We start from the raw sequence: 12,065 nt of genomic DNA, 5'->3' as shown, positions 1-12,065 counted from the left end.
ATATGTCTACGAACGTGTCTTTTATTTATTCATCGCTTGTGTTTCAAAGCGGGTGCAAAAGTAGAACCTTTTTCCGCTTATGCAAGCTTTTTTTCAAAGTATTTTCAATGTTTTTTAAAACTTTTTCTTAACTAACTGATAACATATAATTTAAATTCTAAAAAAAAACACAGTAGCTAAGGATTTTTCTTACTTACGTAAATTTAAAGCAAAATACCATCTATAAGAAAGTATCTTTTGTTGAAGCAAAATCAGGACAGAACTCTTTATTAAGTCAGTAAACCACGAAACTATCACGCTTTTTTTAACAAATTTTAAAGCTGTTGTAAAAACAATTGAATTAGCTAAGCCTTTACAACTTTAAAATTAACGCTTAATGTTACTGAACCCAATGCTTCTTAATATAATTAGAATCTAAATTTTATTGTATCTATTACTACAACGGCATAAATTCCTTTATCCAAATTATAAAATAAAATAGCCCAAAATATCTTTTGTATATCTTATAGTATATAAGTACATATAATTTTAAAATGAAAACACTTTATCAAACCCAAAAAGCAGATAAAGTCTTTAAGAAGACACTATATATAATTAAAGAGAATATCATAATTATAGATAAATATAACTTAACTTAGTGCTTAATTTTGAGTCCTATATTTCAGTTTTAAAAATCAACCTCTTATCTCAGATTACAATCAAATATATAATGCTTTTACATCTGTATTACAAAATCAAGTTTGAATGAAAAACAATCCCAAACTAATTAGCAATTATGAATACAAGAAGTTCTTTCTTCCCGATATAACCACTCACAATCTTTTTAATAATTCTAACGTACAGCTATACCGCATTGAAAACTATTTAAGGAAAATTGTAATACCAGTTAATCCGTATCAAACCACTTTCAACTTTCTAATTTTTGTTACAAAAGGATTTGTAAAACAGCAACTCGAAACATCCATCTTCGAAATCAACGCCAATCAAGCACTTAGTATTAAACAAGGAAATTTCACCGCAACCTTAGAATTATCCGACGATGTTGAAGGTTTTTTTGTTATCTATGAAAACGAGGTCATCACTGAAATTGCGTTGACTACAAGTGATCTAAACTTTTTTTACACTTCACCTTTCTCTATTTTAAACCCTAACCAAATCAATTGGCTTATCCGTTTATTTGAATTACTGGAAGAGGAATTGAACCAAACCGAACATATTAATGCAATTACTACAGCGCTTCTTCAATCTGCGTTATTAAAAATTATACGAACAGAAAATACAGACAATAAATCACTTAGCCGTGCAAGTTTTATCTCTTTTCAATTTAGGGAACTAGTTCAGAAAAACCATATTCAACATAAAAACATCGATTATTACTCCAATCTATTAAAAATATCAGATAATTATTTGAACAAATGCGTTAAAGAAACTACTGGAAAGGCACCAAAACAATGGATAAACGAAATTACGATTCAACACAGCCAAATTCTTTTGCAAGATAATTCGAAAGAAATAGCAGAAATAGCATTTGAATTGCATTTTCAATCGCCTTCTTATTTTTCACGTATGTTTAAAAAAGTGACAGGAGAGTCTCCTTCTGATTATAGAACACAGTTTTTAAAACATTAAGATTTACAATTCATTCATAAAAAAAGAAAACGCTTAAACAGGATGTTTAAAAATCCTGTTATAAGCGTTTTTTGTCTAAAAAAGACTCTACTTAAAAAAATTAAATTTTAGCTTATAAATTAAGCTGGTGTACCTTCACTATTAGAAACAACAGCATCCATTTGAATTAAAGCATTCATAGGAATCGCCGAAACTCCGATTACGGTTCTTGCAGGTAAATCGCCACTGAAAAATGAAGTATAGATTTCATTTACAGCCGTAATATCTGCAACATTTCTAAGCTGAATATTTACTTTAACAATGTCATCCATTTTATGGTCGATACTTTCTACAATTGCTTTAATATTGTTTAAACATTGCGCCGCTTGCTCTTTAATACCGCTGCCTACTATTTGATTGTTTTCTGGAACTAATGGTAATTGACCCGAAATATGATTGTAATGTGAATAAGCAACTGTGTGCGAATACGGAACTTTTGGTGCGTTTTCGGTGTTATTTGCTTCAATTACCAAAAAACGAGCATCTTCTGGAAGTTGCGGAGGTGTTCCGTCACCATGTGAGACTGCAGTATCAATCTGCACTAAAGCATCCATTGGCAAAGCAGAAGCACTAACAATTGTTCGAGCTGGAACATAGTTCGGGAAGAATTTTGCTAAAACTTCATTTACAACCTCAGCATCTGAAATGTTTTTAAGAAAAACGGTAGTTTTAACCACATCATTCATAACATGTCCAATGCTTTCTAAAATAGCTTTAATATTTTCTAAACATTGTTCAGTCTGGTCTTTTGCGCCACCTGCAACAATTTTACCAGATTGTGGATCGATAGGCAATTGTGCCGAAATATTGCTATAGTGAGAAAATGCTACGTTATGCGCGTGTATGCTCTTTGGTGCATTTTCTGTATTTCTGGTCACTTTAACAAGATCTAAAGCTTTTTGCGGAGTTGTTCCCTCTCCATTTGAAATAAGAGTATCTATCTGAATTAAAGCGCCATCTAACGACAGAGCTTCTACGGCAACCGTTGTACGAGTTGGAAGATTACTTTTGAAGAATGTTTTGTACACTTCATCTACTGCTTCGCTATCAGAAATATTTTTTAAGAAAACAGTTAGTTTTACTGTATCATCCATAACGTGACCAATGCTTTCTACAATTGCTTGAATATTTGTCAAGCATTGTTTTGCCTGCTCTTTAATATCGTCGCTAACAATTTCTCCCGTTTTAGGATCGATAGGCAATTGTGCCGAAAAATTGTTGTAATGAGAAAACGCTACTGTTTGCATTGAAAATGGGCTTTTTGGCGCATTTTCTGTGTTTCTCGAGTTCTTTTTAATTTCGCTCATAATTTATTTGTTTTTCTGTTTTAATTATTACTTTTTTATAGACTAGTCTTGCTGTTAACTTATCATGCCCCAAAAGGATTTTTCCAAATTATATCTAAGGCCAAATAATTCACGTCTGAAATATCAGATCCTTTACCAATGAGGTTGTACATATAACCTACATCGAAAATAAATGGAATTTCATGTGGAGTAAGTGAGTAGTAAAGAGTGAGTCGGCTTTCTTTATAATCAAATTTTGACCATTCCTTGTCGGGCTCATTTTCTTTGCTGATTGCAAAAAGAACTTCGGCACCTCCTATAACATGATGTGTTTTAGTGCTTCCTAAATCTAGGCTTAGCTGTGTTTTGAGGCGAGTACGCAACTGAAAATTCTCTTCGGTATTACTAAAATCAGGATTGAAAAATTTTCTAAACTCCTGTCTTACCGTATTTTTCCATTTCAGTCCGTTGCCTTCTGTGATATAAGAATAGCGTCCGTATAATCTAAATTCCTGTTCAATTTCAGGATTCAATTCCTCATAAGGCGCTTCAGAGTCATAATTATTAGATCTTCTGTAGCTAAACGCATATGAGTATTCCCAGTTCTTACTGTAACGGTTGGAAATTTCTTCGTTGATTACCAGAATTGCCATTTTAGAAAATGGATTATTCTCATCTGGACTACTCTTTAAACCAACACCTACATAAGTGGTCGATTCTTTTTGTTTAAGTGAATCTAAAGATTGCCTAACGCCAAAGGCAAACCATGAAGCGTTTTTTGCCTCTCCTAAACCTGGTGGGCTTAACTGTGCATATGATTTATTACTAAATGTGACCACAAAAATGACCACTGCCAATAGCAATTTGCTTTTTGCAGACACGTTTTTCATATTTTCTAAAGTTTAAAATTTGTAGCTCACTCCTGCTTTTACAGCGAAAGGAGTTCCGGGAGTAAAACATAATTCTGATACTGAACTAGCCTCGTCTCTAAGTCTGGTTTCTGTTTCAAATTGTGCTTCGTTCCATTTGGTATTAAAGATGTTTTGAAACTGCATATTTACTTCCCAGCTTTTCTTTTACCATAAGCCAAGCACAAGATCATTGACGAAATAGCCGCGTGTTCTTACCGAATTGTCTTCTATTGCAGGTCGTGAATCCATATAGCGGTATCTTAAATTTGCAGAGAACCCCGAAGGAAGTTTTACTGCCACACCTCCTGTACTGGTAAGAGTTGGAACTAATGGAATATAATCTTCTCCTTTTGGTTCATCAATAAAACGAGCATGAGCATAATTAAGATCTCCGTCTAAATAAAGCCAAGAAATAGGCTGGTATCTCAAACTCAAATCAAAACCTAAACGGCGTGTTTTTCCTGATGGCTCTACAACAGCTTCGTCTCCAACATATACAAATTCTTGCTGCAAATACATATGCCAAATTGCTGGTTGAATAATCATATTGGCAGTTGGGCGCAGAATAACTCCAAAATCGCTTCCAAAAGAGTACGGCAGAATGTCTTTTCCATCCTGAGCCACTACAACTCTTACGTCGTTGGAATGAAATCCAAAACCAGACTTAATGTACCATTGTACATTTTGGTTCTGTGTATACGAAATATTCAATTTTGGACTTACTCTAGCCGCCGAAGCTTCTTTTGCCGAAGGTAAACTAGCAAGACGATCATGAAGACTAAACGTAAAATAGTCTAACCTAGCTGATGGATTGATAAGCCATTTACCTACTCTATAATCAAGTGAAGTATAACCATGAACATTGACTTCTGTAGCAGATCCATCAGATAATCTATTTAATAATAAATCGCGCTGATAGACATGATTTAATTGCAAATCCTTAATGTCATCAAAACGGAATCCTACGCCTGATGTCCAAGTCATGTTGCTATTTTCAAATGCAAATCTTTGGACATACTTATTTTCAAGACCATAAATAGAACGGTTGTCAGTTTGCTGAATCTCATCTCCGTAAACAGGATCATTTAGAAAAAAAGTAAAGTTTGAAAACAGATTAAAATTATATTTAGAATAGAATAAATTGCTTGAAAACTCTTCATTCTCATTGGCTAAGTATTTATAATTTACAGCAAGGTTTGTTCTCGAAGTCCTTCCGCCTTCAGTTGGATCTATAGATCCCCATCTGCTTATAATTCCTTCTTCTACTGCTCTTTCAGGAATTTGTCCCGAAGCATTCCAGTTTGAAGTAAAAGTCGATCCTAAAATAGAGATATATTGTTTTTCATCAATCCATTGACTGTACTTCGCTAAAAAATTAATGCGTGTAAAATCCTGTTTGACATCAAACGGTCCATCGGTATAATTGAATTCACCTGCTACATAGAAACTTTTGTCTTTGTCGTTTTTATCTAAAAGATTAAGCATTGTCACCGCTCGCATGGTATTAAAAGAACCACCTTCAATTTTAAAAAGGTTATTCTCTAATCTGTCAAATGTGCTAAAATTGACATATCCTGAGGTGTTAAAATCCCCTTTATCGGCATAATAAGATCCTTTACCAAAATCGATATCTTTGATTGTTTCTGGAATCAGAAAATGCAAATCAGCATATCCCTGACCATGCGCATGTGAGACTATGTTTACTGGCATTCCATCAGCCATAACGCTGATGTCGGTTCCATGATCATTATCAAAACCTCGTAAAAATATTTGTTCTGCTTTACCGCCTCCTGCATGTTGGGCAATAAATAATCCTGGAACTTTTCGTAATAGATCCTGCGCAGAATTTACAGGAGCCATTTTTAAATCGACTTTCATTATTTGTTTTCTGAAGTCGATATTACTAATTACTATTTTGCTCAGATGCACTGTATCTGCTTCTGCTTTGTTTACTTCTATTTTTTTTGCTTCTGGCTTGTTTACTTCTTGAGCAAATCCATTCTGCACCGCTAACAATACTATTACAATTGCTGTAAAAAGTTTGTTTCTCATTATTATTAATTTTCTTCTACAATTGCCGTTTTATTTTCAAAACGGCCTACTATTTTTTTTAGGAATACAATTACCCACATCGATAAAACAAATGGAAACGTAAGTGTAATCCATCCGTTATGCATCATAAAAATGTCAAAATATGTGGCTATAATTACTGATAGCAGTACATATAATCCATCTCTTGGTTTTGTTCCGCTGCACGCAATTCCGCATAAAACAGCGTTGAAACTAAACATTCCATCTTCTATTAATTTTACAGAATCTTGATCAAAATGCGCAATTGCAGCTGCAATTACTGCCGCTAGGAATCCGTATAAAGCTGCTGTGGGATTATTGAGAAAAACCCCTATAAAAAACAGCAAACCTGCAGCAATAGTTCCCTGAAAAATCACTTCACTATAGGCATGCGCTGCTACTGCGAAATCTTCAAGTTCAGCCATTTCTCCTTTTACTACAGACACTCTTGCTGTTGCTAATCCAAAATGTTGGATACTCAAAACAGCAATTACCGTAATAACAATAAAAGGAAAGGTGAAAAAGGGAATCTTTTTACGAATAGAAAATTCCATAACCAATGTGCTTAGTACAGATCCTAAAACAATTAAAAGCCATATTAATGGACTGGTTTCAAAGAAGAAAACTAATCCTACTCCTACTAACGTCGCATTAAATCCGTACAAACCTGCTTTTATATTTTCGTCACTGAACTTGCAAATCTTTGCTGTCGCAGTACCAATTATAGAACTCAGCAAAGCTGCAACTCCCATAAGCAAAGAATCGTAACATATAGCAATTAAAAATAGCAAACCCGTCCAAGCACTTTCTTGAAGCATGATTTGTCCAATGCCTTTAAGCACTGTTTCTACTATTGATTTTATTTTTTTCATTTATATGTTTCTAAAAGTGAAAAACTAATTTGAATTACCAGCCTAAAAAGACCATCCCAAAGCCACAGGCTAAAACTACTGCTCCACTGATTGCAGGCGTATAACGTTCGAGCTTTTCTGTTTTGAAAAAAGAATATCCATAAACTCCCAAAAGCACCATGCCAAGCATAGTTAGAACTGTACTTAATGTGAAAACACCAATAATTGTGGAAATTTCAGCAACAGAACGATTCAATCCTGAATAGAATAACAGAGGAATCAGTGGTTCACTTGGCCCCATCACAAAAATGGCAAACAAAACCAAAGGCGTTACTTTTACTCGATTCGTAGGCATAACTACCTCGCCATGTCTATGAGAATATACAAATACATCTTCTCCCATTACGTCAAAGTGTTTGTGCGCTTTGTTTTTGTAAGCAGCCCAAAGTCCATAGACAAGATAAATTGCTCCAAATAACAGCAATGCCCAGCTTGCTATGTTGCCTCTAAAATCTTGGAAAAAAGTTATTTTATTAATTTGCCATCCTAAGAAAACGCCAATAATTCCTAAAACTACCGAACTCAGAATATGTCCTAAACCACAGATTATTGTGAGCATAATAGTTTTAGACAAGCTCCATTTTCGAGATCGCGATAAAACAATAAATGGCAGATAATGGTCTGGTCCCGATGCAGTATGAAAAAAGCTGATGCTGATTGCTGTAATTGATAATGCTATTAAATTTGAATCCATAAGTTGTTTAAATTTGTATTGCTACTTTTTGTTCCCAAAGCACATCCTGCACTTTTCTAAAGAAATCAAACATTTGTTCTCCTCCATGTCCTAGAATTCTAATGACAAAACCATTTGATTCTAATTCACTGATTCCAAATGCAACGTTTTCCAATCCTTCCAATTCTTTAAAAAAGAATTCGATATTCTCCTTCACATCCTCATTCCTTGTGTTTAGATACACAAAAGTTCCTTGATGCGTAAAGCCTTCCAGTAAACCCATAGCTGATAAAGGCATAATATCTGGTCTTAATAGAACATTGTCTTTTAAAACAAGCTTATCATGATGAAAAACCTCTAGAAGATTTTGAAAATGAGCATACTTAAAAGTTTCTCCGTGATGTTTACGTCCACAGGTAATGATTTCGCTTATTGTTAAATCACAATCATCCTCGATGTTGATCTTGTTATGGCTTTTGAAAGTAGAATCTTCATGTGGAACCACGGGATGAGGCACATATGAGAATGAAGTTCCTTTTTCCATTTTGACATTCATGATTTGCGAAGCACTCCCATCCATATTAAACAATCGCTGATAGGATTGTGACTGCAATTGCAAACGAGCATTTTCTTTAACATTTACCTGAATATCATAAACATCTCCACTTAAAATTCCAGGCGATGAACTCATGATCATCAAATACGAAGCTCCATCAGATTTATACTGTCCAACAGGCATAATCCTGAAGGGCTGTGTCACATATGCATCTCTTAAAAATGATTCCCCATCCCTTTCTTCTATTTCTATTTTTAGGGTACTTACCATTTGATTAACGAACTAAATTTGGTTCTTCGATATCTTCTAGCAATGCATATTTCTTGATCCAGCCAATAACTTCATCAATTCCTTCTGTAGATCTAAGGTTTGAAAATACAAACGGTGCCCCTTTTCTCATTCTACGTGCATCGTTTTCCATTACTTCTAAACTTGCCCCAACATAAGGCGCTAAGTCGATTTTATTGATCAAAAGTAAATCAGATCTTGTGATACCAGGTCCGCCTTTACGAGGGATTTTTTCTCCTTCAGCGACATCAATTACGAAAATCGTCACATCGGCTAAATCTGGTGAAAAAGTTGCTGAAAGGTTATCTCCACCACTTTCAATTAGAATTAATTCGATATCAGGAAAACGCGAAACCAATTCATCTACCGCCTCCAAATTCATACTCGCATCTTCGCGAATTGCGGTGTGAGGACAGCCCCCAGTCTCTACTCCAATGATTTTTTCTTTTGGTAACAAACTGTTTTTTACCATAAATTCAGCATCTTCTTTCGTATAGATGTCATTTGTGATTACTCCTAAATTATAATCGTTCAGCATTTTTCGGCTTAAACGTTCTAACAATGCTGTTTTTCCTGATCCTACAGGCCCTGCCACTCCTACTTTGACATATTTTCTAGTTTCCATTTTCTTTATTTCTTTATTTCTTTATTTTTTAAGTCTTTTCTCTTTATTCTTTTCTCTTTGTTACGACATGTACAATCTTGAATAAAGTCTCTCATGTTGCATACAGCGAATATCAAAAGCGATGCTGCAAAGACCTACAAGTTCTCTGTCTATTGTTAATGTTTCTTTTGCTAATTTTTTAATCAGCGGTTGTAATTCGAACAAAACATCTTGTCCATCTAATTGTCCTAGAGGCACTAGCTTAACCGAATTGGTAATCATTCCAATAGCGGCATTGTAATAGAATGCAAACAAAGCTTCGTCTAGTGGAATTTCTAATAGTTGTGCGTACAATCCAAAAGCGATGCAATAATGTGCAGTTGCTTCTTTATTGGCAATTGCTTGTTCATAACCATTGATGAGATCAAAGGCTTTTTGCCTTCGGAAAATCTTAATTAATCGAATTCCCAGTTTCTGACTTGCCTCTCGTATTTCTCGCGGACTCTTTAAAGCACTGCATTCCTGATCAAGTTTTATTATAGTTTCTAAATCATTATTTGTAGCCGCTATATAAGCTAGTTTTAAGAAAGAAGCGTCATTGTATTTTATGTTATACATTAACATATTAGATACAAACTCTTTTGCCGAAGCCACAGAATTTACAGCTTCGTCCTGAACATAAGTCTCCAAACCGTTAGAGTGCGTATATCCTCCAATTGGTAAAGTTGGATCTGCTAAATGAAGAAGACTTCCTAAATAAGTGTTTTCTATATTAGTCATTTGAAGAAGCCATGTTTAGGATTTTTGTAAAAAGAGACGAATTTCCGTGACCATGAGGCGCTACATTCGATTTTAGCAAATGCAAGAGCTTTATCTCTTGTTTTTCTGGTTTGTAACCACTTGCTTCGAGCCATCTAAACATTGGCATTTCAAAAGGCATCATAATCTGATCATTCTGAATGAATAACGGAAGATGTTTATTTCCAATTTCATAGCAAATTGTTCCCATTTCTAATAAAGACGAAGGTGTCATTACAATCGCTTCACAAGGTTTAATGTTTACAACAATCGCTTTTTTATCATCTTGATAAAGAATGTCATCTTGATTCAATCGCTGTCCTTCCTGAATAAACTTAATCGCAATTTCAACCCCAAAATTTGTTCGCTTGCGCTGAATTCTCTTAGTAGTTTCAAACCACTCAATTTCGAGAAGATCTATCTCAAGACCTTCAGTTGAATGTGTTTTTGTATTACCTAGTATCTGTTGTATAATCATTATTTCGTTCTTTTAAAGGAGATGTTCTTTGAAACTCCGAGTCCTAATGTTGAGCCATTTATTCCGGCAACAAATGTTCGATTACTCGTTTTATTTGCATCGTTTCCTGTAGTATTTTCATATGATAATTCACAGAATTTGGCTTTTAGCGCCCATCCATGACCAAGAAGTACGGCTACAATTGGATAGATTCTTCCTAAATAGCCGTTGTAGCTATAAGATCCAGGAGTATTCATAAGCGTATTTCCCCATACATAATGCGCGTCAGCCTGAGCAATGATGGCAAAATGATCTCCGATATTCCAAGAGTCACTATAAAAAGGACCTATTTCATGTTTAGAATCGGTAAGATTTCCCGCTGCATTTTTCTCTTGATCAAAAGCAAAATTCATCCCTGCAACGACGTGATCGTTAAAAAAATATCCTACTCCGATTGGGTTTGCACCAAAACTGCTTCCCGTATTATTATTGTCTTTATAAGTTAAAGAACCATAAAGCATTAAAGATCCTTTTTGTGCACGAACCGTTGTAAGACTGGCACATACTAGAAAAAGAATAAAACCCAAATTAATTTTCCAATTATTCATAAAATTCTTTTTTGATGTTTTTATTCTAGTCTTACTGCAACAAAATAAATTGTTGCAGTAAGAAGCAGAATAAGAGTTATTAATTAAAACAAATAGTATAATTGTGCTAATGGAAGTTTATCCACAGGTTCGCAGGTGATTTTTTCTCCATCGATTGTCACGGTATAGTTTTCAGCATTTACCATGATTTCTGGAGTTGCATTGTTATGAATCATATCTGCCTTGCCGATGTTTCTGCAGTTTGAAACTGCTAGTAGTTTCTTTTCTAAACCATATTCTTCAGCGATGTTATTGTCGATACCTGCTTGCGAAACAAAGGTGAACACCGTTTTAGTCAATGCTTTTCCATAAGTTCCAAACATATTACGCATAATAATAGGTTGTGGTGTTGGAATAGAAGCATTAGCATCCCCCATTTTGCTTGCGGCAATAAAACCTCCTTTTACGATAATTTCTGGTTTAACCCCAAATAATGAAGGTTTCCAAATTACCAAGTCAGCAATTTTGCCTGCTTCTATTGATCCAACATAATTAGAAATTCCGTGTGCAATTGCAGGGTTGATTGTATATTTAGACACATATCTTTTTGCGCGATAGTTGTCGTTTTTGTTTGCTGCATCTTCGGCTAAATACCCTTTCTGTTTCTTCATCTTGTCAGCTGTTTGCCATGTACGAGTAATTACCTCTCCTACACGTCCCATAGCTTGCGAATCAGAACTCATGATACTGAATACTCCCATATCTTGAAGCACATCTTCTGCAGCAATAGTTTCTGGACGAATACGTGAATCTGCAAAAGCTACATCTTCTGGGATTTTTGGACTTAAGTGATGGCAAACCATCAACATATCTAGGTGCTCATCGATAGTATTTGTTGTATAAGGTCTGGTTGGATTTGTAGACGCTGGCAATACATTTGGATACATTGCTGCTTTAATAATATCTGGCGCGTGACCTCCACCAGCTCCTTCGGTGTGGAACGTATGAATAACACGTCCTGCGATAGCATTCATAGTATCTTCAAGAAATCCTCCCTCATTAAGTGTATCTGTATGAATAGCTACTTGCACATCATATTTGTCTGCCACTTTTAGAGAAGCATCAATAACAGCAGGAGTTGCTCCCCAATCTTCATGGATTTTTACTCCCAAAGCACCTGCTTCAATTTGTTCTTCAATTGGAGCTTCTGTAGCTACATTACCTTTTCCGACGAAACCAACATTTACAGGAAATGC

At 35.0% G+C, this 12,065-nt stretch carries 13 protein-coding genes; 1 reads left to right on the top strand and 12 read right to left on the bottom strand.

Going from position 1 to position 12,065, the window contains the following annotated elements:
* The first annotated feature begins 744 nt into the window (after positions 1 to 744).
* Positions 745 to 1,629, top strand: a complete 885-nt coding sequence (locus B3J44_RS15795; RefSeq protein ID WP_286969573.1) for a helix-turn-helix domain-containing protein — start codon at positions 745 to 747, stop codon at positions 1,627 to 1,629.
* 119 nt (positions 1,630 to 1,748) lie between these two features.
* Here the strand turns inward: B3J44_RS15795 and B3J44_RS15790 are convergent, their stop codons facing one another.
* From B3J44_RS15790 to B3J44_RS15735, 12 genes are all read right to left on the bottom strand, one after another.
* Entirely contained in the window at positions 1,749 to 2,975 is a 1,227-nt protein-coding gene (locus B3J44_RS15790) for a RidA family protein (protein ID WP_286969570.1), read from the bottom strand.
* Between the two features lie 62 nt (positions 2,976 to 3,037).
* Positions 3,038 to 3,844, bottom strand: a complete 807-nt coding sequence (locus tag B3J44_RS15785) for a DUF2490 domain-containing protein (protein ID WP_286969567.1) — start codon at positions 3,842 to 3,844, stop codon at positions 3,038 to 3,040.
* A gap of 12 nt (positions 3,845 to 3,856) precedes the next feature.
* Positions 3,857 to 4,009 carry a hypothetical protein gene (locus B3J44_RS15780; RefSeq protein WP_286969565.1) on the bottom strand — a complete coding sequence of 51 codons (153 nt, stop codon included), beginning with the start codon at positions 4,007 to 4,009 and terminating at the stop codon, positions 3,857 to 3,859.
* Between the two features lie 21 nt (positions 4,010 to 4,030).
* Positions 4,031 to 5,917 (bottom strand): TonB-dependent receptor, encoded by a 1,887-nt coding sequence (locus tag B3J44_RS15775; protein ID WP_286969563.1) that lies wholly within the window; start codon positions 5,915 to 5,917, stop codon positions 4,031 to 4,033.
* A 5-nt stretch (positions 5,918 to 5,922) separates the two neighbouring features.
* On the bottom strand, positions 5,923 to 6,807 hold the full coding sequence (locus tag B3J44_RS15770) for an urea transporter (protein WP_286969560.1): 885 nt from the start codon (positions 6,805 to 6,807) through the stop codon (positions 5,923 to 5,925).
* A gap of 34 nt (positions 6,808 to 6,841) precedes the next feature.
* A complete protein-coding gene (locus tag B3J44_RS15765; RefSeq protein WP_286969557.1) occupies positions 6,842 to 7,540 on the bottom strand; it encodes a hypothetical protein in 699 nt (232 codons plus the stop codon).
* A 7-nt stretch (positions 7,541 to 7,547) separates the two neighbouring features.
* Positions 7,548 to 8,345 carry an urease accessory protein UreD gene (locus tag B3J44_RS15760; protein ID WP_286969554.1) on the bottom strand — a complete coding sequence of 266 codons (798 nt, stop codon included), beginning with the start codon at positions 8,343 to 8,345 and terminating at the stop codon, positions 7,548 to 7,550.
* Positions 8,346 to 8,349: 4 nt separating this feature from the next.
* Positions 8,350 to 8,988 carry an urease accessory protein UreG gene (gene ureG, locus B3J44_RS15755; protein ID WP_144213159.1) on the bottom strand — a complete coding sequence of 213 codons (639 nt, stop codon included), beginning with the start codon at positions 8,986 to 8,988 and terminating at the stop codon, positions 8,350 to 8,352.
* Between the two features lie 60 nt (positions 8,989 to 9,048).
* Positions 9,049 to 9,738 carry an urease accessory protein UreF gene (locus B3J44_RS15750; protein ID WP_286969574.1) on the bottom strand — a complete coding sequence of 230 codons (690 nt, stop codon included), beginning with the start codon at positions 9,736 to 9,738 and terminating at the stop codon, positions 9,049 to 9,051.
* A 1-nt stretch (position 9,739) separates the two neighbouring features.
* Complete coding sequence (gene ureE / locus B3J44_RS15745; RefSeq protein ID WP_286969552.1) at positions 9,740 to 10,243, bottom strand: urease accessory protein UreE; 504 nt, start codon at positions 10,241 to 10,243, stop codon at positions 9,740 to 9,742.
* Positions 10,243 to 10,830, bottom strand: coding sequence for a hypothetical protein (locus B3J44_RS15740; protein ID WP_286969549.1), 588 nt, complete (start codon positions 10,828 to 10,830; stop codon positions 10,243 to 10,245). Before B3J44_RS15740 ends, ureE begins: the two co-directional genes overlap by 1 nt.
* 83 nt (positions 10,831 to 10,913) lie before the next feature.
* Positions 10,914 to 12,065, bottom strand: a 1,152-nt coding sequence (locus tag B3J44_RS15735; RefSeq protein WP_286969547.1) for an urease subunit alpha, incomplete at its 5' end; no start/stop codon positions are given.

This window comes from Flavobacterium sp. UBA4854 (assembly GCF_002399805.1).
GTDB lineage: Bacteria > Bacteroidota > Bacteroidia > Flavobacteriales > Flavobacteriaceae > Flavobacterium > Flavobacterium ginsengisoli.
Note: the sequence above shows the minus strand (reverse complement) of the source record. Positions and strands in the feature narration are given on the sequence as shown.